21 protein-coding genes and 1 pseudogene are annotated in these 20,069 nt (G+C 63.8%); 14 read left to right on the top strand and 8 right to left on the bottom strand.

Annotated features, from left to right (window positions below; all coding sequences use genetic code 11):
* Positions 1 to 17: 17 nt before the first annotated feature.
* The 4 genes from IB267_RS24685 to IB267_RS24670 form a co-directional block, all read right to left on the bottom strand.
* A complete protein-coding gene (locus tag IB267_RS24685; protein ID WP_192450073.1) occupies positions 18 to 962 on the bottom strand; it encodes a substrate-binding domain-containing protein in 945 nt (314 codons plus the stop codon).
* A 79-nt stretch (positions 963 to 1,041) separates the two neighbouring features.
* Positions 1,042 to 1,353, bottom strand: a complete 312-nt coding sequence (locus tag IB267_RS24680) for a MocE family 2Fe-2S type ferredoxin (RefSeq protein WP_192450521.1) — start codon at positions 1,351 to 1,353, stop codon at positions 1,042 to 1,044.
* An 8-nt stretch (positions 1,354 to 1,361) separates the two neighbouring features.
* On the bottom strand, positions 1,362 to 2,396 hold the full coding sequence (locus IB267_RS24675; RefSeq protein WP_192450072.1) for a sterol desaturase family protein: 1,035 nt from the start codon (positions 2,394 to 2,396) through the stop codon (positions 1,362 to 1,364).
* A 147-nt stretch (positions 2,397 to 2,543) separates the two neighbouring features.
* Positions 2,544 to 3,545 carry a LacI family DNA-binding transcriptional regulator gene (locus tag IB267_RS24670; protein ID WP_192450071.1) on the bottom strand — a complete coding sequence of 334 codons (1,002 nt, stop codon included), beginning with the start codon at positions 3,543 to 3,545 and terminating at the stop codon, positions 2,544 to 2,546.
* Between the two features lie 158 nt (positions 3,546 to 3,703).
* Between IB267_RS24670 and IB267_RS24665 the strand changes: the two genes are divergently transcribed.
* Positions 3,704 to 4,429, top strand: coding sequence for a glutathione S-transferase (locus tag IB267_RS24665; RefSeq protein WP_192450070.1), 726 nt, complete (start codon positions 3,704 to 3,706; stop codon positions 4,427 to 4,429).
* An 18-nt stretch (positions 4,430 to 4,447) separates the two neighbouring features.
* Here IB267_RS24665 and IB267_RS24660 read toward each other — a convergent pair whose 3' ends face one another.
* Positions 4,448 to 5,581 (bottom strand): aminotransferase, encoded by a 1,134-nt coding sequence (locus IB267_RS24660; RefSeq protein WP_192450069.1) that lies wholly within the window; start codon positions 5,579 to 5,581, stop codon positions 4,448 to 4,450.
* A gap of 204 nt (positions 5,582 to 5,785) precedes the next feature.
* On the opposite strand from IB267_RS24660, the gene IB267_RS24655 reads away from it, so the two are divergent.
* Positions 5,786 to 6,355: a helix-turn-helix domain-containing protein gene (locus tag IB267_RS24655; protein ID WP_192450068.1), complete on the top strand. Its 570-nt coding sequence runs from the start codon at positions 5,786 to 5,788 to the stop codon at positions 6,353 to 6,355.
* A gap of 21 nt (positions 6,356 to 6,376) precedes the next feature.
* Here the strand turns inward: IB267_RS24655 and IB267_RS24650 are convergent, their stop codons facing one another.
* Complete coding sequence (locus IB267_RS24650) at positions 6,377 to 7,336, bottom strand: MBL fold metallo-hydrolase (RefSeq protein ID WP_192450067.1); 960 nt, start codon at positions 7,334 to 7,336, stop codon at positions 6,377 to 6,379.
* Between the two features lie 91 nt (positions 7,337 to 7,427).
* Between IB267_RS24650 and IB267_RS24645 the strand changes: the two genes are divergently transcribed.
* Positions 7,428 to 8,339 carry a LysR family transcriptional regulator gene (locus IB267_RS24645; RefSeq protein WP_192450066.1) on the top strand — a complete coding sequence of 304 codons (912 nt, stop codon included), beginning with the start codon at positions 7,428 to 7,430 and terminating at the stop codon, positions 8,337 to 8,339.
* 42 nt (positions 8,340 to 8,381) lie between these two features.
* Here the strand turns inward: IB267_RS24645 and IB267_RS24640 are convergent, their stop codons facing one another.
* Both IB267_RS24640 and IB267_RS24635 read right to left on the bottom strand, forming a co-directional pair.
* Positions 8,382 to 8,762: a DUF427 domain-containing protein gene (locus tag IB267_RS24640; RefSeq protein WP_192450065.1), complete on the bottom strand. Its 381-nt coding sequence runs from the start codon at positions 8,760 to 8,762 to the stop codon at positions 8,382 to 8,384.
* A 147-nt stretch (positions 8,763 to 8,909) separates the two neighbouring features.
* Positions 8,910 to 9,592, bottom strand: a pseudogene (locus IB267_RS24635) (DUF599 domain-containing protein); the annotation flags it as partial.
* A gap of 200 nt (positions 9,593 to 9,792) precedes the next feature.
* On the opposite strand from IB267_RS24635, the gene IB267_RS24630 reads away from it, so the two are divergent.
* From IB267_RS24630 to IB267_RS24580, 11 genes are all read left to right on the top strand, one after another.
* The gene (locus IB267_RS24630) at positions 9,793 to 10,476 is read left to right on the top strand and encodes a GntR family transcriptional regulator (RefSeq protein WP_192450064.1); all 684 of its coding nucleotides are present in this window, start codon (positions 9,793 to 9,795) and stop codon (positions 10,474 to 10,476) included.
* Complete coding sequence (locus IB267_RS24625; protein WP_192450063.1) at positions 10,473 to 11,918, top strand: aldehyde dehydrogenase family protein; 1,446 nt, start codon at positions 10,473 to 10,475, stop codon at positions 11,916 to 11,918. Before IB267_RS24630 ends, IB267_RS24625 begins: the two co-directional genes overlap by 4 nt.
* Positions 11,919 to 12,002: 84 nt before the next feature.
* Positions 12,003 to 12,749 carry a glucose 1-dehydrogenase gene (locus tag IB267_RS24620; RefSeq protein ID WP_192450062.1) on the top strand — a complete coding sequence of 249 codons (747 nt, stop codon included), beginning with the start codon at positions 12,003 to 12,005 and terminating at the stop codon, positions 12,747 to 12,749.
* 56 nt (positions 12,750 to 12,805) lie between these two features.
* Positions 12,806 to 14,281, top strand: a complete 1,476-nt coding sequence (locus IB267_RS24615; RefSeq protein ID WP_371742646.1) for an ABC transporter substrate-binding protein — start codon at positions 12,806 to 12,808, stop codon at positions 14,279 to 14,281.
* 152 nt (positions 14,282 to 14,433) lie between these two features.
* Complete coding sequence (locus IB267_RS24610; protein WP_192450060.1) at positions 14,434 to 15,384, top strand: ABC transporter permease; 951 nt, start codon at positions 14,434 to 14,436, stop codon at positions 15,382 to 15,384.
* On the top strand, positions 15,384 to 16,244 hold the full coding sequence (locus tag IB267_RS24605) for an ABC transporter permease (protein WP_192450059.1): 861 nt from the start codon (positions 15,384 to 15,386) through the stop codon (positions 16,242 to 16,244). The genes IB267_RS24610 and IB267_RS24605 overlap by 1 nt, the downstream gene beginning before the upstream one ends.
* Positions 16,241 to 17,257, top strand: coding sequence for an ABC transporter ATP-binding protein (locus tag IB267_RS24600; RefSeq protein WP_192450058.1), 1,017 nt, complete (start codon positions 16,241 to 16,243; stop codon positions 17,255 to 17,257). The genes IB267_RS24605 and IB267_RS24600 overlap by 4 nt, the downstream gene beginning before the upstream one ends.
* Complete coding sequence (locus IB267_RS24595; RefSeq protein ID WP_192450057.1) at positions 17,254 to 18,228, top strand: ABC transporter ATP-binding protein; 975 nt, start codon at positions 17,254 to 17,256, stop codon at positions 18,226 to 18,228. The genes IB267_RS24600 and IB267_RS24595 overlap by 4 nt, the downstream gene beginning before the upstream one ends.
* 10 nt (positions 18,229 to 18,238) lie before the next feature.
* Entirely contained in the window at positions 18,239 to 19,627 is a 1,389-nt protein-coding gene (locus tag IB267_RS24590) for an amidase (protein ID WP_192450056.1), read from the top strand.
* Positions 19,627 to 19,854 (top strand): hypothetical protein, encoded by a 228-nt coding sequence (locus IB267_RS24585; RefSeq protein WP_205236024.1) that lies wholly within the window; start codon positions 19,627 to 19,629, stop codon positions 19,852 to 19,854. Before IB267_RS24590 ends, IB267_RS24585 begins: the two co-directional genes overlap by 1 nt.
* A gap of 64 nt (positions 19,855 to 19,918) precedes the next feature.
* Positions 19,919 to 20,069 (top strand): isocitrate/isopropylmalate family dehydrogenase (locus tag IB267_RS24580; protein WP_246810851.1); only part of this gene is annotated, 151 nt, incomplete at its 3' end.

Here is a 20,069-nt window from a genome sequence, read left to right as displayed (position 1 = left end):
CAAAGGACCGTAGAAGATCAGTTGCGCGCTGCGTAATCGGCCATGTTCTTCGGCGTGACGAGCTCGAAGGGAACCCAGACGTTCTTTTCGACGCTTTGACCACGCACCAGTGAGACGGCGGTGTCGACGGCACTTGCCGATTGCCCCTTGGCGTTCTGGAACACGGTTGCGTCGAGGTCGCCGGCAGCCATGGCGGCAAGCCCGTCCTGGGTCGCGTCGATGCCGACGACGATCACGTCGTCCATCGACACGCCAGCGGCCTTCAGCGCCTGGATGGCGCCGATCGCCATTTCGTCGTTGTTGGCAAAGACCACGTCGATCGGCTGTCCGGCGGTGATCCAGTTGGTGGTGAGATCCATCGCATTGGTGCGCGTCCAGGCGGCCGACTGCTCGTCGGCGATGGTGGCACCCTTGCAGTCGCCGGCAGCGAGCGTTTCCTTGAACGCCGAGGTGCGGTCGCGCGAGGCCTGGTGGGCAAGATCGCCCATCAGGATGTAGACTTGCGCATCGCTGGCCTTGCCCTTTTCCTTCAGCAGCGAACAGGCGGCTTCCGCGCCCAATTTACCGGAGTCCGTTTCCTTCGAGCCGACATAGGCCTGCTTTGCCGGCAGCTTGCCGAGGTTCTCCGGCTCGAGGTTGAGGTAGACGAGCGGAATGCCCGCCTTCTCGGCGGCTTCGCTGATCCCTGCTGCGGCCGAGGTATCGGTCAGTGTCATGATGATGGCGTCGACGCCCGCCGCGATGAAGTTGTTCACCTGGTTGAGCTGCTTGGAGATGTCGGTCTGCGCATCCTCGATCTGGACGGTGGCGCCATTGACCTCGCCGACCCGGGCATTGATGCCCTCGCGCAGCAGGGTCTGGAAGTTGTTGTCGAAACTCTGCATCGAGACGCCGATCGTCTCCGCCGAGGCAGCACTTCCCATCAAGGCGGCAAGCGCTGCCGCCAGGTACATGGATTTCATGATTTCCTCCCGAGGGTGCCGGATCACCCGATGGCATTCCGGAGGCCCGATGGGCCTGATCAATGCTTGCGTGGGCGGCCTAGCCGAGCGCCACGCGAACCTCGCCGTCGACGATTTCGGCGGGATAGGTCTTCAGGTTTTCGCAGGCCGGAAGCCTGATGGCTTCGCCGGTGCGGTAATCGAAGGCGCCGGAATGCTTGGGACATTCGACCTCGTAGTCCATGACGAGGCCATCGGCGAGATGGACGGCTTCGTGGGTGCAGAGGCCGGCGGTGCAATAGACGCTATCGTCGGGGCCGCGGTAGACGGCGTAGGTGCGGCCACCATGATCGAAGCGGATCGCCCCTTCCTGTTCGATGTCGTCAAGCTTGCAGGCGGGTATCCAGGTGATCACGGTGCTCATTCTGCTGCCTCCCCGATGGTGTTGCGTGCCTTGCGGCTAGCGAGTTTTTCCTTGCGTTTGCGATAGCGCTCCTGCATCCGCGCCTCGCCCTCCTTGGAGCCGTCGTGCCAGGTGCCAAACCAGCGATCGAGCGGGATCAGGGCGTCGCCGTAATTCACCTCGAAGTACTTGTGGTGCAGGTAATGCGCATAGGCGTGGCTATCGACCAGGGTCTCTTCACCGACCTCGACCTTGTCGAAGCCGACATGACCGGGAATGGCGCCGAAGCCCGCATAGTGCAGCTGATAAAGCATCAGGATCGGGTTCGACGGCAGGATCAGGTGATAGAAGGCGGTACCGAAGTAGAGCAGATGCTCTACCGGATGCATCGACAGCGACGACCACGGCGACGGGTTCACGGAATTGTGGTGGACCGAGTGCACCCACTTGTAGAGCAGCGGCGTGTGGATGAGCCGGTGGATGCAGAAGAAGTGGAACTCGTGGATGACAGGCACGACGAGTGCGACCAGAGCGAGGGTCCAGGGATTGTCCGCGAAGGTCAGCCACGGCGCATAGCCATTGGCATAGGCGAAGAGCATGCCGACCTCGACGGCGGTCCAGATAGTCACGCCGGACAAGAACGTGCGCAGGATATTGTCGAGGTTCTGGCTTTCGAACCAAAAGGCCTTGCTCTTCTGCTCGGCCGGGAACTTGCCGTTGTACTTGAATCGGTTTTCCTGCCGCTTCAGCACATAGAGGTGCATCTCGAACGCGCCGTAGAACAGGAAGACGCAGACCGCGTTGACCGCATAGAGCCAGGCGATCCAGCCAAAACTCAAGCTCTGCATCGCCTCGACCGGCGGGATGACCCATGCCCAATAGGCAACGGCCGAAGCCGCGAAGATCGCATTCCACGGAAAGAAATAGTGTGGCAGCCACTTTACGAGCGCCAGCAGTTTTGGCGGGAAGGCAAACAGCGGCGCGGTTTCGATCGGGTCGTTCGGCGCCCAGTCGCCGCGCTTGTTGCGCGTTCCATATTTCAGATCATCCATGACGCTCTCCTCCCGGCGGACCGCATGCGCTCCACCAAACTCCGGTGAAGGAGATCGCTGCCCGGTTCGGTCCGATCCGCGTTCCTTCTTGATAAAAAGCTAGCAGGAGGCGGTGGGAACGGCGAAAGCTTGTTTGATCAGATCAGATCAAAGGCTCTCGGCTGTGATGGTGATAAAGCGAATGGGCGCCGTGTCCGGCTCCATCTCGGAAAGCCCGATCCGGCGCAGCATCAGGTCAAGCGAGCGACGGGCCTGCGCCTCCGGCGCCTGGTCGAGCACCACGTCCATGATGCCATCGCTTAGCGCCTTGCGGGTGTAGTCGGTCAGTTCATGACCGACGAAGAAGATCTCGTTACCGCGCTTATGCCGGCGAAGCACGTCGATCAGGGCCGCATTCGCGCCGCCGGCATTATAGAGGCCGGCCATGTCAGGATACATGTCGAGCGCCCATCGCAAGGCTTCGGCACCGTAATGCTCCTCGTCGCGGGTAAAGCCCAGCCACTCGAACCGGCGCTCGCCCGGATGCGCTGCAAAATAATCCGAAAAGCCGCTGAGGCGGTCGCGGTGGACCTGATAGATCGGGTGGCAAAGGGCGACGACAGGCCCTGTCTGGCGCGCCATGCGCGCGATGAAGAGCGCCGCCGTTCGTCCGGCCGCATGATTGTCGATGCCGACGAACGCGCCCAGTTCGTGCGAGGCCCTGGTCACGACATGGACCACCGGCACGCCGCGCGCGATCACGGCTTCGACGGCGGCGCTGATCAGCGGATGGTTGGGTACGGCCAGGATCAATCCGGCGCGGCTGACCTCGGTCGAGAGGATGCGCCTGGCGATTTCCTCCGGCTTCATTTCCTCGGTAAAGCTGCGATGCACGACGACGAGCGGATCGAGCGTCTCGGCGATCCGATGGAAGGCCTGGGACAGGCGGCGATAGAAGGTCGTCTCCGGCCGCACCATCAGCACGTCGATGCGAAGCAGCCCGCGATGGGCCTCGGGAAGGGTTCGCGGATAGTTCAGAGCGCGCGCCGCGACGACGACTTTTTCGACGAGGTCGGGGCGAACACCGCCGCGACCGTTCAAGACCCGCTCGACCGTCGCGGTTCCGACGCCTGCAAGCTCGGCAATGTCGCGATAGTTCGGCTTGCTCACGGAGACTTCCCTCATATCGACCAACGACGCCCGCCTGTAACGCCTTAGCATAGGGCGAGGCTTGCTCGACAGAGTGTCTGTCCTCGTTCAGCCCGCCCTCGCCATCGCTCGTTCGCCGCCTATATCAAGCCGGTATTCAGAATCACACCGAGGCTTCCATGAGCTATGAACTGTTTTACTGGGACGGCATTCAGGGGCGCGGCGAGTTCGTGCGGCTGGCATTCGAAGATGCCGGCGCCGATTATGTCGACGTCACGCGCGAGCCGGGCCGCGGCACCGGCGAAATGATGAGGCTGATGGAAAGCACTGTTGAAGCGCACATCCCTTTCGCGCCGCCGTTTCTCAGGCATGGCGACCAGATCATTTCGCATGTGGCGAACATCCTCTTCTACCTCGGCCCCAAGCTCGGCCTTGCGCCCAAGGCCGAGGCACAACGCTGGTTCGCCAACGGCTTGCAATTGACGATCGCCGATTTCATTGCCGAGGTGCATGACACGCACCATCCGATTGCGACCTCGAAATATTACGAAGACCAGAAGCAGGAAGCGAAGGCCCGCGCAGCCGAATTCGTCACCAACCGTATCCCGAAGTTTCTCGGTTACTTCGAGCGGGTGCTTGAGCAGAACCCCGATGGCGGCGGCCACGCGGTCGGTGGCGGCGCCAGCTATGTCGACCTGTCGCTGTTCCAGGTGATCGAAGGGCTGCGTTATGCCTTCCCGAAGGCGATGCGCCACTATGAGCCGCAATATCCCGGGCTTTTGAAGCTGCATGCTTCGGTGAAAAGCCGGCCCAACATCGCCGCCTATCTCGCCTCACCGCGGCGGCTGGCCTTCAACGAGAACGGAATCTTCCGCCGCTATCCGGAACTGGACATCGCGCCCTGAGGCGAGGCGCCGCCAACGTCACGCGGCGGCAGCCCGCTGTTCGCGCAGGAATGCGGAGACGCGTCTCAGGCCTTCGCGCAGGACGGCTTCGTTGTTGGCATAGCCGATCCTGATGTAGCCCTCCATGTCCATGGCGCTGCCCGGCGTGAACATCACGCCGGTTCGCTGAAGCAGTTGCAGGCAGAACGCCTCTGATGTCATCGGCAGGTCGTATTTCAGAAGCGCCGTCGTGCCCGACTGCGGCCTGATCCAAGAGATCAGCGGCTCAGCATCCACCCAGTCCGACAGAATGGCGAGGTTGGTGCGGGTGATCGCCTGGCTGCGGGGAAGGATCTTGTCCTTGTTTTCAAGGGCGATGGCCGCGAAATGGTCATCGAGCATGCCGACGCTGATGGTGTTGTAGTCGCGGTGGACCGAAACGGCCTGGATCAATTCGGGCGGCGCGACGATCCAGCCGAGCCTGAGTCCGGCGAGCGAAAAGGTCTTCGACATGCTGCCGGTGCTGATGCCCTTTTCATAGAGGTCGGCGATTGACGCTGTCAGGCCGTTGCCCTCTTGATCCGTGCCGCGATAGACCTCGTCGCAGAGGATCCACGCGCCGCAAGCGCGCGCGATCTCGACGATCCTTTCGAGATAGGCGCGGTCCATCAGCGCGCCTGTCGGGTTGTTGGGATTGTTGATGGCGATCAGCTTGGTCCCGGGGATCGCCAGGCGCTGCAATTCCTCGAGGTCGGGCAGGAAGCCGGTCTCTTCCGTCAGGTGCAGGATCCGCGTATCGGCGCCGTAGCTCTCGGGGATCGAATAGTGCTGCTGATAAGTCGGCAGCACCGAAATCACCCGGTCGCCCGGTTCGACCAGCGTTTCGTGCACCAGCGCATTTGCGCCGATCGCGCCATGAGTGGTGACGACATTGTCGATCGCCTGTTTCGCATAGAGGCCCGCGATCAGCCCGCGCAGCCGCTCGGATCCCTCGATCGCGCCATAGGTTAGTTTCAGCGGCAGCAATTCGGCAAGGATCGTATCCGTCTTGCCCGCCATGTCGAGGAGTTCCGCGACGGTCAGGGACTCGACGCAGGTTTCGGCGAGGTTCCATTCGCAATGGTTCTCGTAGCGGTTCATCCAGATCTCGACGCCGAAGTCGCGGATTTTCATGCGGAGTTCCTTTCGAATGTTGAAAGCATGGCCCCGACCATGCCGGTGCCATGGTCGAGACGGCCACAACGCTCTCGTTGAGAATTGCCGTCTGCTGTAACATGAACCGACGAACTGACACGCCTCCGCACAGACACTCCGTTGCTATCGGAGCCCCCTGGAAAAGCTGTGGCAATTGGTGTTCGGTCGCTGTAGAAAGACGTTATGAGCAATATATTGCACAGTCAAGATCGGTCCGACGTTTTGTCTCACGTCGCCGAAAACCTGAAACGGATCCGCCAGGCGGCCGGCCTCAGCCAGGCCGCACTGGCCGAGGCGTCCGGCATCAGTCGGCGGATGATCGTCGCGGTCGAGAGCGGAGACGCCAACATCAGCCTCTCCAGCCTCGACAAGCTGGCAGCCGCCATGAAGGTCGGCTTCATCGATCTCGTCCGGGATCCGCAACGACAATCCGGCGACAGCATCGACGCGGTGACCTGGCGCGGTCGGCAAAAGGAAAGTGAGGCGCGGCTGCTTGCGTCCACCCCGGCTGCGAGCGAGGCGCAGATGTGGCTCTGGTCGCTGGCGCCCGGCGAACGCTATGACGCCGAGCCCGACCCGCAGGGATGGCATGAGATGCTGTTCGTGACGGAAGGCGCCCTGACGCTCGAGCTCTCGGGCGAGCGAAAGCGCTACGCAACCGGCGCCTATATCGCCTACAGCTCGGCCCAGGCCTATGCCTACATCAATGACGGCGACGACGTCGTGACCTTCGTGCGCAACGTCATCTCGTAGACCGGGCTGACGCAGCCCCCGCTACTCGACGTAGTTCCAGGGGACGAAGCGATAGAGCGTTTCGTCGCGCGCCACATGGCCGACGCCGGGGAACGGCAGATGCGCACCGGCAACGAGGTATCGCCCATCGGCCGCATCCGCCAGCGCCACGGCACGCGTAGCCGCCGCCGCGGTGCCATCGACGTCGAAGCTGACGAAGACGTCGGGCGTGTCGAACTGGATGTAATCCCCGTGAATGACGTCGCCCCAGAAGACGAGGCGCTGGCCGTCATCCCCCTTCAGCGCGATCGCGGAATGCCCGGGCGTGTGGCCGGCACGCAAAGTCGATCCGAGGTTCGGCAAGACGTCGCCATTATCGGCGAACCGCTTCACCTTTCCGGCGGCAATGTAGGGAGCAAGGGCATCGTGCGCGCGCTGAAAGTCGGTCTTCTGCGCCTCGGTCAGCGCCGTTACGCCCTCGCGCTCGATCCAGTAGCGGTATTCGCGGTCGGCGAGATGGATCTCCGCGTTCGGAAATTGCGGCTTCCCGTCGGCAGTGAGGCCGCCGGAATGGTCGGCGTGCACATGGGTCAGGATCACGGCGTCGACCTGTTCGGCGCGGTAGCCGGACGCGTTGAGATGCCTCAGGAGCTTGCCGGCGGCAGCACCGAGCAGGGCGCCCGATCCGGCATCGATCAGCACCAACCGTTCGCCGTCGTTGACGAGGTAGGCGTTGATCGACAGATGCGGCTCCTTGCTGAGGAAATTCGCCTCCAGCCTGCGCTGCAGCTCGCCTTCCGATTCGTTCTGATAGATCTTCGTCATCGGCAACGCCACGGTGCCGTCCGACAAGGCGGTGACTTCGAACTTTGCGAAGCGGAAGCGATAATAACCGGCATTGGCGACGGTCGAGAATGGCGCGGCGGAAAAGGCGAAACGCGGCGCGAGCGGTAACAGGGCGGTGGCGGCAAGAAGGCCCAAAGCTTGTCTGCGGGTGGTCATGATCGGCTCCTTCGATTGGATGCCGAGACGCTATCAATTCAACCGCCGGTCGATTATCCTGCGATCGTGGAAGTGATTGTTCCGGAAACGCATGAAATCCCCCCAATCCGCCGATCTCAACAGCCTCAGGATTTTCCTCGAGGTCGCCCGCTCCGAGAGCTTTTCCTCGGCAGCGCTTCGCCTGCACCTGCCACCGAGCACGGTCAGCCGGCGCCTGGGCGAGCTTGAAGCCGCCCTTGGCGTTGCCCTGCTGCTGCGCTCCACCCGCCGGGTCTCGCTGACCGAGGCCGGCAAACATCTGCTGGAGTCGGTCGGCGGCGCCGTCAAACTCATCGACCGCGGCATCGCCGGCTTCCAGCCCGCCGACGGTACGGCGCGCGGGCGCCTGCGGGTCGCCACATCAGTCGCCTTTGCCCGCACCTTCCTCCCGCCGATCCTGAAGCGCTATGCGGAGCTTTGCCCCGAGGTCCAGGTCGACGTGCAGACCGCTCACCAGAATGTCGACCTGATCGGCGAAGGCGTCGACGTGGCCTTGAGGATGGGACAGCCGGTCGACAGCGAGATGATCTATCGAAAGATCGGAACGATCGCGCCGCGCCTCTATGCCGCCCCTGCCTATTGCGCCGGATTGGCGCTCTCGTCCCCGGAAGACCTGATGCATGTGGCGCTGATCGCGTATCGGACGCGCATGCGGCGGGATCTTGCCCATTGGGTACTCTCCGACGGCACCAGGCAGTTTACCCTGGAGCGCCCGCCGTCGATCGTCGTCGACGATCCTGCGATCAGCGAGCGGTTGATCGCCGAGGGCCTCGGCATCGGCATGCTCAGCGAAGCCCTTGCCGCCGACGGCCTCTCTACCGGACGGCTCGTTGCGGTTCTTCCCGCGTGGTCCGGGCCGTCCACCCACATTTACTATCTCTTCCACCAGCAACTCGGCGATCTGCCGAAAGTGGCGGAATTCTTGAAGGCCGTGCGCGAAACGTTTCGGCTTCGCGACGCATGACCCTGCGGCCAGGAGCGCATGCGTCGGGTGAGCGCGGAAGCTCTAGGACTGGCTCTCTTCGATCGAATCCACCCGGTCCGGATAGAAAGCCAACCTCCCCTTGATGGCGGCCACCGCCGGGTGCGGGTCTTCATAGGTCCAGACGGCATTGCGCGACAGCTCGCCGCCCAAAGGGATGCTGAAATAGGAGGCGTCACCCTTATAGGGGCAATGGGACGAATGATCCGTGCGCTCAAGCAGGGACATGTCGGTATCCTCACGCGGGATGTACTGCACTGCGGGACAGGATGCCTCGCGCAGGGTCAGCGCATTGCGGGTGTCGGCGATGACGCGCCCGCCGAGTGTGACGACGACGCGGGCCGGATTTCTTTCGGTGGTGATCGGGTGATCGGGACCGGGGATCTTGATCGGTTTGTCTGACATGGGCGACCGCCTCCAGAGCGTTACTGATACTAAGTGGTACCCTCGCCGGCCGATTCCAACCGGTCACGCCAAAAACCCTCAGCTGTTTGCCGCCGAAGAATGGACGGCTGTTGAGGGTTCTGCCGCGGCCGCCGCCGGATGGCTCTCGTCGAGCAGCCTGCGCACTTCCATCACGCCCTTGGCCGTATCCGACCAGCTGTGTCTCCAGACGAGAAGCGCGACCGAGCCGACGATGGCGATAACAAAGGCGATCGGCCCCAGGAACCAGAGCGCCGCGGCCACGGTGAAATAGTAGGAGCGGACACCCTGGCTGAAGGAGCGAAGGGCCGGATTGATCATCAGCGACAGGGCGTGGGCCCATGCGGCGATGTCGCGGGCCTCTTCACGCGAAGGGCTCCGCCGATCGCCGCGAGGCAATAGTTGATCTGCCGGACCGCCCAGATGAATTCGGACAACCCGCGCAGCAAGGTCGCCATGACGAGCAGCACCTTGCATTGAAACAGCCACAGCGGCTCGATCGGCGCGAACATCGCGATGATGCCCGATTGAAGACCGATCGTCGGCTGGATGAAGAGCGCGCTGCTCATGGCGACGATGACGATGAGATTGGCCGAACCAAAGAATGATGCAGAGTTGATCGTGTGACCGAGGATGGCGGCGTCACCGATGAAGTTGCTGTCCCGCGTCAGCACCTCGCGCATCCAGGCCTGCCGGACACGCACCATGTCCAGCATCAGGCTGTCGGTCCGGCGCGGCCAGCCAAGCGCCATCATCGGCTCCAGTCCCACCCAGGTCACGAGGAACAGGATAATCGCAATCCAATCAAGCATCTGCACGGCCAGCCTCCTACCATAGCTGTGTCTAATAGAAGCCGCAGCGAGCGGCGCGTCAACGCGGCAGCGCAAGTCGGGATTGCCGGAGCCGACCGCGTGGCCAGTGCTTCCCGATAATCCTTGGGACTTACGTGCCATCAGCGGATTGACACGGCCTGTATCCTGGATACAATTTGCCTCGATCTTGGGAGGGATCGATGAACCAATCCTTTGAATGGCGAAGCCAGTCACGGCTGCTCGACGAAGTGGCGCAGGCCCTTCGCGAACGCATCTATGCCGGCGTCTACGCGCCCGGAGCGACGCTCCGGCAGGAGAAGATCGCCGCCGAATTCGGCATCAGCCGCACGCCGCTGCGCGAGGCCCTGCGGGTGCTCGAGCGCGACGGGCTGGTGGTCAACAAGCCGGGCAGCGGCGTGCGGGTCGCGACCGCCGACCTGCCGAAACTGCTGGACGCCTATGCGGTGCGCGAGGCGATGGATGGCGTGGCGGCGCGCAACGCCGCCGAGCGGGCAACGACTGCCGAGATCAAGGACCTGGCAAAGCAGGTCGAACGCCAGCTCAAGATCGTCGAAAACTGGGACCCGGGTGCCTACACCCAATCCAACGTCGTCTTTCACGAGGCGATCGTTGCCGCCTCGCGCAATGCGTCGCTGGCGCCGCTCGGGCCGCTGCTGCGCATGACCTCGCAGGTCTTTGCGCCGGCGTTTTCGCTTTCCAGCGAACGGGCGAGCACGGCCGTCGCCGAACATGGGCTGATCGTCGAGGCGATCGCCGCACGCAACCTTGATGAATCGGAGAAGCTGGCCCGCGCCCACATCAACGCGACGTCCATGAGACTGAAGGCGCTGCTTGAAGAGCGCGGGACTGACAAAGAGGCATGACTGTGAAGACCTACGGCAATTTCATCGCGAACACATGGCAGGATGCAACGGGCGGCGAGTTCATCGCCGTCAGGGACCCCTCCAACGGCCAGGAATTCGCACGCATCGCCCGGGGCAACCGGGACGATATCGACCTCGCCGTGCGTTCGGCACGCGCAGCGCTTTCCGGTGACTGGGGGCGTTTGACGCCGACCGAGCGCGGCCGGGTTCTGACCCGGATTTCGGCGGGCGTGCTGCGCAACATCGACCTCCTGACGGAGCTTGAGGCACGCGATGTCGGCAAGCCGCTCACCCAGGCGCGCGCCGACGTCGTGGCGCTCGCCCGCTATCTCGAATTTTATGGCGGTGCCGCCGACAAGGTGCATGGCGACACCATCCCCTATCAGAACGGCTTCACCGTGCTGACCGTCTACGAGCCACATGGCGTCACGGGCCATATCATCCCCTGGAACTATCCCATGCAGATCCTCGGCCGCAGCCTCGGCGCAGCGCTCGCCATGGGCAACGCCGCCGTCGTCAAGCCGGCGGAAGAGGCCTGCCTGACGATCCTCGAATTCGCCCGCATCGCCGAGGAAGAGGGCCTGCCCTCGGGCGCACTCAACATCGTCACCGGCTTCGGCTCGGAGGCGGGTGCGGCCCTTTCCGAGCATCCCGACGTCAACCACATCTCGTTCACCGGGTCGGTGCGCACCGGCGAAATGGTGCAGGCAGCAGCGGCAAAGAATGCCGTGCCGGTGACGCTGGAGCTCGGCGGCAAGTCAGCGCAGATCGTCTTTGCCGATGCGGATCTCGACCGCGCGGTCCCCTTCCTCGTCAATGCCGGCATCCAGAATGCCGGCCAGACCTGCTCGGCCTCGTCGCGCATCCTGGTCGAACGCGCCGTCTACGAAGACGTGGTGGCGCGCATGAGTGAGCGATACCGCGCCCTGAAGGTCGGCCCAGCCGGCAACGATCTCTCGGTCGGCCCAGTTGTCTCGCAGCGGCAGAAGGCGATCGTCGAGGGCTTCCTTCTCGACGCCGCCAAGGATGGCCTGAAAGTCGCGGCGAAGGGCGAGATCGTCGCCGACGCGCCCTCGGAAGGCGCCTATGTCGCCCCCACCCTTTTGCGCGACGTGCCGCATGAACACCGCACGGTGCAGGAAGAAATCTTCGGCCCGGTCCAGGTAATCATGCCGTTCGACGGCGAAGAGGAGGCGATCCGGCTTGCCAACGGCACCGACTATGGCCTCGTCTGCGGCGTCTGGACCAATGACGGCGGCCGGCAGCTGCGGATGGCGCGCGCCGTCCACGCCGGCCAGGTCTTTATCAACAATTACGGCGCCGGCGGCGGCGTCGAGCTGCCGTTCGGCGGCGTCAAGAAATCCGGCCATGGCCGCGAGAAGGGTTTCGAGGCCCTCTACGGCTTTGCCAGCATGAAAACCATCTCTGTCTACCACGGCTAGAGCGGGATGAGGAAAAGTGTGTGCGGTTTTCCGCCCGCATCCCGCTCTAACCCATGATCCAGGTCTCCTCGGGAGGAACTACACGTGTCACTAGAAGGTAAAGTCGCTCTCATCACCGGCGCAGGCTCCGGCTTCGGCGAGGGCATCGCGAAGCGGTTCATCGAAGGCGGCGCCAAGGTCATCGTCGTCGACCGCGATGCCGCTGGCGCCGAGCGCGTCGCGAGCGAACTCGGCAAGAACGCGTTTCCCGTGGTTGCCGATATCGCCAAGGAAGCCGAAGTTAACGCGGCCGTTGCCGCAGGCCTCAAACAATTCGGCCGCGTCGATATCCTGATCAACAATGCCGGCATTGGCCACAAGCCACAAAACGCCGAACTGGTCGAACCGGACGAGTTCGACCGCATCCTCGGCGTCAATGTGCGCGGCGTCTATCTGATGACGCGGGCGCTGCTGCCGCACATGAAGGACAACAAGTCCGGCGTCATCGTCAACATCGCTTCGACGGGCGCCAACCGGCCGCGGCCGAACCTTGCCTGGTACAACGCGACCAAGGGCTGGGTCGTCTCCGCCACCAAGGCGCTGGCAATCGAACTCGCGCCGTTCAACATCCGCGTCGTCGCGCTCAATCCGGTTGCCGGCGAAACGCCGCTGCTGACCACCTTCATGGGCGAGGATAGCGAGGAGATCCGCAAGAAATTCCGCGATTCCATTCCGCTCGGACGCCTGCTGAAACCGGAGGACCTTGCCGAGGCCGCCTTCTTCGTCGCCTCGCCGCAGGCGTCGATGATCACCGGCGTGGCGCTCGACGTCGACGGCGGACGCTCGATCTGATTACTTCGATCCGATTTCTGGGACCATGAACAACGAAACCGCAAAGCGGGGGAACCATCATGAACTTGACGAAACTGGCGCTTGCCTCGTGCTTCATCGCCGCGTCGCTGACGCCGGCAATGGCCAAGGATACGATCACTGTCGGCCAGGTGCTCGAGCCGCCGGGCCTCGACCCGACCGCCGGTGCCGCAGCACCGATCCGCTACATCACCTACGGCAACCTCTTTGAGGGTCTCGTCCGCGTGGTCGAAGACGGCACGGTGAAGCCGCTGCTCGCCGAAAGCTGGACGGTCTCCGACGACCGGAAGACCTACAGCTTCAAGCTTCGCCAGGGCGTCAAGTTCCACGATGGCACCGCCTTCGACTGCTCCGTGGTGAAGTTCTCCTATGAGCGCGCCGTTTCGGCCGATTCCACCAATGCGCAGAAAGGCCTGTTCGAGCCGATCGAAAAGACCGAATGCCCGGATCCGGCGACCGCGGTGGTGACGCTGAAGCGCCCGGCCTCCAACTTCCTGTTCAACATGGCCTGGGGCGACGCGGTGATGATCGCGCCGTCGTCGGCCGCAGACAACAAGACCAAGCCCGTCGGCACCGGCCCGTTCAAGTTCAAGGAGTGGGCGAAGGGCGACAAGGTCGTGCTCGAAAAGAACGCCGACTATTGGGGCGAACCGGCCAAGCTCAGCGAAGTGACCTTCAAGTTCATCAGCGACCCGTCGGCTGCGGCCGCCGCCGTTCTCGCCGGCAATGTCGACGCCTTCCCGATGTTCCAGGCGGCGGAACTGGTGAGCCAGTTCCAGAGCGATCCGAACCTGCAGGTCGAGGTCGGCAGCACCTCGGGCAAGGTGGTGCTCGCGCTCAACAATGCGAAGAAGCCCTTCGACGACGTGCGCGTCCGCCAGGCGCTCGCCCATGCGATCGACCGCAAGGCGCTGGTCGAAGGCACCTACTCGGGCTTCGGCACGACGATCGGCTCGCATTATTCCCCGGTCGAGCCCGGCTATGTCGATCTCAACGAAACCTACCCCTATGACCCCGGCAAGGCGCAGCAGTTGCTGCAGGAAGCAGGCGTTCAGAACCTCGAAATCACCATCATGCTGCCGCCGCCGGCCTATGCCCGCCGTGGCGGCGAGATCATCGCGGCCATGCTCAGCGAAGTTGGCATCAAGGTGAACCTCGTGCCGATCGAGTTCGCGCAGTGGCTGGATCAGGTGTTCAAGAACTCGAACTTCGACGCGACGATCATCGCCCATGCGGAAGCTCGCGACCTCGATATCTATGCCCGCGACAAGTACTACTTCAACTACCAGAACCCTGAGTACAAGGCGCTCTACAAGTCCTACACGCTGGCTTCGACCGAAGCCGAGCAGATGGACCTGATCGGCCAGCTCCAGCGCAAGCTGGCTGCGGACGAACCGAACGTCTTCCTCTATGCACTGCCGAAGATCGGCGTCTGGAACAAGAAGGTGAAGGGTCTCTGGAAAAACATGCCGGTGCCGGCCGACGACCAGACCCAGACCTATTGGGAAAACTGATCGACGTTCATTGAGCGGGATGCGGGCGGAAACCGCATGCACTTTTCCTCATCCCGCTCCAGCATCCGCCCTCTCGATTGGGGCGGGCGCAGATCTGTCGTTGGCCGCCGCACCCGGCGCCGGTCAACGCTCGCTCTTTCCGGGAGGTTGATGTGATTTCCTTCATTGGCGGTCGCCTCGTGTCGCTCTTGCTGACGACACTGGTCGCCTCAGTCATCGTCTTTCTGCTGATGCAGGTGCTGCCCGGCGACCCGGCCGTGCTGATGCTCGGCATGAATGCCGACGCAGACGCGATCGCGGCGCTGCACCGGCAGCTCGGCCTCGACCAGCCGATCTGGATCCGCTACCTCCACTGGATCGGCGGCTTCGTCGTCGGCGATTTCGGCATGAGCCTCACCTATTCGGTGCCGATCCGGGAGCTGCTTGGCCCGCGCATCCTGGTGACGCTGCCGCTGGCGCTGCTCTCCATGGCGATCTCCGTCGTCGTCGCCATCGCCATCGGCGTCTATGCCGCCGCCAACCGGGGCAAGGCCGGCGACACCGTCGTCATGGGCATCGCCCAGGTGGGCGTCGCCATTCCCAATTTCTGGCTGGCGCTTCTCTTCATCCTGCTCTTCGCCCTGAAGCTCGCCTGGTTCCCGGCCTCCGGCTTTGCCGGCTGGGAAGGCGGCATCTGGAACGGCCTGCATTCGCTGATCCTGCCGGCGCTCGCGCTCGGCCTGCCGCTTGCCGCCATTCTCGGCCGCGTCACCCGCTCCGCCGTCATCGAAACGCTTGGCGAAGATTTCATTCGCACCGCCCGCGCCAAGGGGTTGAGCCGCGCCGGCGCTCTGTGGAAGCACGCGGTGCCGAACGCGCTCATTCCCGTCGTCACCATCATCGGCCTGCAGTTCTCCTTCCTGCTTGCCGGTACGATCATCATTGAGAACGTCTTCAACCTGCCAGGCATCGGCCGCCTCGTCTTCCAGGCGATTGCCCAGCGCGATCTCGTGACGGTGCAGACGCTGGTGACGCTGCTGGCGGCCTCGGTCATCACCATCAATTTCCTCGTCGATCTGGTCTACGGCTATCTGGATCCGCGCCTGTCGAGGGGAGGCCACTGATGTCCGCTCAAGCAGCCGCCGCGCAACCCAGCCTCTTCTCCAAGCTCATCGGCAGCCGAAACCTGACGATCGGCGCCACCGTTACCATCATCCTCGTGGCGATGGCGCTCGTCTCCTATGTCTGGACACCCTATTCGCCGACGGCGATGAACTTCCGCGACAAGCTGCAGGGTCCGAGCCTTGCCCATTGGTTCGGCACCGACAATTTCGGCCGCGACATCCTGTCGATGATCATGGTCGGCGCCCGCAACTCGATCAGCGTCTCGATCGTCGCGGTTCTCGTCGGTGCCGGCATCGGCGTGCCGCTTGGCGCTTGGGCGGCTGCTCGCGGCGGCTTTGTCGATGGTCTCGTCATGCGCATGAGCGACCTTGCTTTTGCCTTCCCGGCGCTTCTGACTGCCGTCATCATCACCGCGATCTTCGGCCCCGGCGCCACCAATGCGATGATCGCAATCGGCATCTTCAACATCCCGGTCTTTGCCCGCGTCACCCGCGGCGCCTCGATGGGCCTCTGGAAACGCGAATATGTGCAGGCCGCGCGCTGCGCCGGACGCGGCGACGTGGCAATCACGTTTCTGCACATCCTGCCCAACATCAACCACGTGCTGCTCGTCCAGGTGACAATCCAGTTCGCCTTGGCAATCGTTGCCGAAGCCGGCCTTTCCTATGTCGGCCTCGGCACCCAGCCGCCGATGCCGAGCTGGGGCAAGATGCTGAATGACGCCCAGACCTTCATCTACCAGGCGCCCTGGCTTGCGATCTTCCCGGGCCTGGCAATCACCTTTGCCGTGCTCGGCCTCAACCTGCTCGGCGATGGCCTGCGCGACATTCTCGACCCGCGCGTGAGGCGGCAACGATGACCAGACCCTTGCTTCACATGGCCGGCATGTCGGTCGAACTTACGGCCGGCAAAAGCACCGTCGATATCGTCTGCGACATCGATCTCGAACTCAACCGCGGCGAACGGCTTGGCATCGTCGGTGAGTCCGGCAGCGGCAAGTCGATGACAGCCCTTGCCGTCATGGGCCTGCTGCCGCAGCGCATGCGGGTGCGCGGCGAACTTTCCTTCGACGGCCGCAATCTCGCGGGCTTGGGCGAAGCCGATTACTGCGGCTATCGCGGCCGGCGCATGGCGATGATCTTCCAGGAGCCGATGACCGCGCTCAATCCGGTCAAGTCGATCGGTGCGCAGATCGCCGAGGGTCGGCGGCTACACCTCGGTGAAACGAAAGCCGACGCCGAGAAGAAGGCGCGCGCGCTTCTCGACCGCGTCGGCCTGCCGGCGCCGCGCTTCGATCTGGATCTCTACCCGCATCAGCTCTCCGGCGGCCAGCGCCAGCGCGTGATGATCGCGATGGCGATCGCCTGCGAACCGGACCTGCTGATTGCCGACGAGCCGACGACGGCGCTCGACGTCACCGTACAAGCGCAGATCCTCGACCTGCTCGACGAGCTGATCGAAGACACCGGCACGGCGCTGATGCTGATCACCCACGATCTCGGCGTCGTCTCGGAGATGACCGACCGCATCGCCGTCATGTATGCCGGCCGCATCATCGAAACCGGGCGCACGGACGACGTCTTTGCCCGCATGGCGCATCCCTATGCCCGAGGCCTCTTTGCCGCCTCGCCGCATGGCGCGGCACTCGCCCCGCGACATCCAAGTGAAGGGCGGCCAAGGCTGAACGCCATTCCGGGCATCGTGCCCGATCCCTTCGCACGGCCGTCCCATTGCTCCTTTGCGGACCGCTGTTCCTATGCCCAATCGGACTGTCGTCAGGCGATCCCCGCGCTGGACCTGATCAACACCGATGAAAATGTCGAGCATCGCGCCGCCTGCTTTCATCCGCGCGAAAGGATGGTGGCGTCATGAGCGAGGTGATCCTCAAGACCACCGATCTGGTGCGCGAATACGACCTGCCACGCCCGTCGATCTTCTCGAAGCAGAGCCGCCTGCGCGTGCTCCATGGCGTCAGCGTCGAACTGGCCGCCGGCCAGAGCCTCGGCATCGTCGGGGAAAGCGGCTCCGGCAAGTCGACGCTGGCACGCGCCGTGATGGGGCTGGAACGACCGCAGTCCGGCCAGGTCTCGATCGCCGGCAAGGATATCTATGCGCTCGACCGTGCCGGGCTGCGCGAGGCCCGCAAGGGCTTTCAGGCGATCTTCCAGGATCCCTATGGTTCACTCGATCCGCGCCATACGGTGAGGACAATCATCTCCGAGCCGATCGTTTCGCTGGAGCGCGAGACCGGCAGCACAGAGCGCAACCGACGCATCGCCGAGGTGCTGGAGGCGGTCGGCCTGCCGCTGGCGTCGGCCGACAAGTATCCGCACGAATTCTCCGGCGGTCAGCGCCAGCGCATCGCCATTGCCCGCGCGCTGATCACTCGGCCGGCGCTGATCGTCGCCGACGAGCCGGTGTCGGCTCTCGATGTCTCGATCCAGGCGCAGGTGTTGAACCTGATGATGGACCTGCAAGAGAAGCTCGGTCTTTCCTACCTCTTCATCAGCCACGATCTCGGTGTTGTGCGCGCCATTACCGATCGGGTAGCGGTCATGCATCTCGGCCGCATCGTCGAGGAAGGACCGACATCAGAGGTCTTCGACAACCCGCGACATCCTTACACTCAAGCGCTGGTCGCCGCCGTACCCAAGCCGTTTTCCGGGCGGCGCAAGCGCGTGCGCTCCGATGGGCCGCCGCAAACGCCGGTCCATACCGCAACGACCGCAGCCGGCTGCGCCTATGCCGCCGTCTGTCCCGCGAGACAGGAGATCTGTCTGACCCGAACGCCTGAGGCCAAGCCGGTGACGCCGGCCTGGTCCGCCCGCTGCCATTTTGCCTAGGAAGTGCCCCATGTCCGAACTCGCCGATTTCACCGCCGTCGACCTTGTCGACGCCTACCGCTCGAAAAAGCTCTCCCCCGTCGAGGTCACCGAAGCCGTCATTGCCCGCATCGATGCTTCCGAACCGAAACTGAACGCGCTCTGGGCCTATGATCCGACCGAAGCCCGCAAGGCCGCCAAGGCATCGGAGGAACGCTGGGCAAAGGGTGAGCCTCTGGGGGCGATCGACGGCGTGCCGGTGACGATCAAGGAAAACATCGCGACCAAGGGCACGGCCGTGCCGCTCGGCTGCGCCGCCGTGTCGCTGACGCCGGCTGCCGCCGACGCACCGCCGGCGGCCCGCACCCGTGAGGCAGGCGGCGTTCTGCTCGCCAAGACCACCATGCCCGATTACGGCATGCTCTCTTCCGGCCTTTCCAGTTTCCACAAGCTGGCCCGCAACCCGTGGGACCTCTCGGCCAATCCGGGCGGATCGAGCGCCGGCGCCGGCGCGGCCGCCGCGGCCGGTTATGGGCCTTTGCACATCGGCACGGATATCGGCGGCTCCGTCCGCCTGCCGGCCGGCTGGTGCGGCATCGTCGGGCTGAAGCCTTCGGCCGGCCGCGTGCCGATCAACCCGCCGTTCATCGGCCGCGTCGCCGGCCCGATGACCCGGACGGTCGCGGACACAGCGCTCTACATGTCGGTGCTGTCGCAGCCGGACGCCCGGGACACGATGTCCCTGCCCTATGCTGACATTCCCTGGCTCGATCTTGATCGTGATCTGAAAGGGCTGAAGATCGGCCTCTGGCTCGACGCCGGCTTTGGCCAGTCGGTCACGGAGGAAACGGAGCAGGCGGTCAAGAAGGCGGCCCAGCTCTTTGCCGACGCCGGCGCGATCATCGAACCGATCGGCCCGTTCCTGACGCGCGAGATGATCGACGGTCTCGACCGCTTTTGGCGGGCGCGCGGCTGGGAAGACGTGTCGCGTCTTTCGCCGGAAAAGCAGGCGCAGATCCTGCCCTACATCTTCGACTGGATCAAAACCGCCGAGGACTTTAACGGCCGTGAGGTCTATACCGGCTTCGCCCAGATCGAGGCGATGCGCAACGCGCTGCATGCAGCACTTTCCGGCTATGACTTCATCCTCTCGCCGACCGCGCCGACGGCCTCTTATCCGGCCGAATGGGCCTCGCCGGTCAACGACCCGCAGAAGCCGTTCGAGCACATCGCCTTCACCGTCGCCGTCAACATGGGCGGCCAGCCGGCAATCTCGCTCAACTGCGGCTATACCGCAGGCGGCCTGCCGATCGGCCTGCAGATTATCGGCCAGCAGTTCGACGATATCGGCGTGCTTCGCCTCGCACGTGCCTTCGAGATCATGCGCCCTGGGCAACGCCCCTGGCCGAAGGTCGCATGATGAGCGACACGATGCGTTACACCATCGAGAGCGGCGATCTCGAAAACATCGTCTCCCGCCTGCTCGACATCGTTCGCCGGCTCGGCGTCAGCGTTTCGAAACTCGCGATCGAGGTGGATGGCGGCAAGGCCAGCCTCGAAATCGCCGTGTCTTCGGCCTCGCAAGCAGTCGCCAATACGCTGCGTGAGCGCATCGGACAGATCGAAGGCGCGAAGGCAGCAGCCTAGCCCGCATCATCATCAACGCGGCCGTGCCGCTTTACACAGACTGAAAACCACAGGAGTGCCGACAATGGCCCGCAAACTTTTCATCCTCCCCGGCGACGGCATCGGCCCGGAAGCCATGGCGGAAGTCCGCAAAATCATCGCCTACATGAATGCCGAGCTTTCTGCCGGCTTCGTGACCGACGAGGGCCTGGTCGGCGGTTCGGCCTATGACGCCC

This window comes from Ensifer sp. ENS09 (assembly GCF_014852425.1).
Taxonomy (GTDB): Bacteria; Pseudomonadota; Alphaproteobacteria; order Rhizobiales; family Rhizobiaceae; genus Ensifer.
This window is presented reverse-complemented; position numbering and strand designations above follow the sequence as displayed.

Coding starts and splice junctions, on each gene's coding strand:
- IB267_RS24650 (WP_192450067.1), bottom strand. CDS start 7,336: ATGACCACCCGCAGACAAGCTTTGGGCCTTCTTGCCGCCACCGCCCTG.
- IB267_RS24665 (WP_192450070.1), top strand. CDS start 3,704: ATGAGCTATGAACTGTTTTACTGGGACGGCATTCAGGGGCGCGGCGAG.
- IB267_RS24595 (WP_192450057.1), top strand. CDS start 17,254: ATGAGCGAGGTGATCCTCAAGACCACCGATCTGGTGCGCGAATACGAC.
- IB267_RS24640 (WP_192450065.1), bottom strand. CDS start 8,762: ATGTCAGACAAACCGATCAAGATCCCCGGTCCCGATCACCCGATCACC.
- IB267_RS24660 (WP_192450069.1), bottom strand. CDS start 5,581: ATGAAAATCCGCGACTTCGGCGTCGAGATCTGGATGAACCGCTACGAG.
- IB267_RS24685 (WP_192450073.1), bottom strand. CDS start 962: ATGAAATCCATGTACCTGGCGGCAGCGCTTGCCGCCTTGATGGGAAGT.
- IB267_RS24625 (WP_192450063.1), top strand. CDS start 10,473: ATGACTGTGAAGACCTACGGCAATTTCATCGCGAACACATGGCAGGAT.
- IB267_RS24605 (WP_192450059.1), top strand. CDS start 15,384: ATGTCCGCTCAAGCAGCCGCCGCGCAACCCAGCCTCTTCTCCAAGCTC.
- IB267_RS24590 (WP_192450056.1), top strand. CDS start 18,239: ATGTCCGAACTCGCCGATTTCACCGCCGTCGACCTTGTCGACGCCTAC.
- IB267_RS24630 (WP_192450064.1), top strand. CDS start 9,793: ATGAACCAATCCTTTGAATGGCGAAGCCAGTCACGGCTGCTCGACGAA.
- IB267_RS24600 (WP_192450058.1), top strand. CDS start 16,241: ATGACCAGACCCTTGCTTCACATGGCCGGCATGTCGGTCGAACTTACG.
- IB267_RS24675 (WP_192450072.1), bottom strand. CDS start 2,396: ATGGATGATCTGAAATATGGAACGCGCAACAAGCGCGGCGACTGGGCG.
- IB267_RS24645 (WP_192450066.1), top strand. CDS start 7,428: ATGAAATCCCCCCAATCCGCCGATCTCAACAGCCTCAGGATTTTCCTC.
- IB267_RS24655 (WP_192450068.1), top strand. CDS start 5,786: ATGAGCAATATATTGCACAGTCAAGATCGGTCCGACGTTTTGTCTCAC.
- IB267_RS24585 (WP_205236024.1), top strand. CDS start 19,627: ATGAGCGACACGATGCGTTACACCATCGAGAGCGGCGATCTCGAAAAC.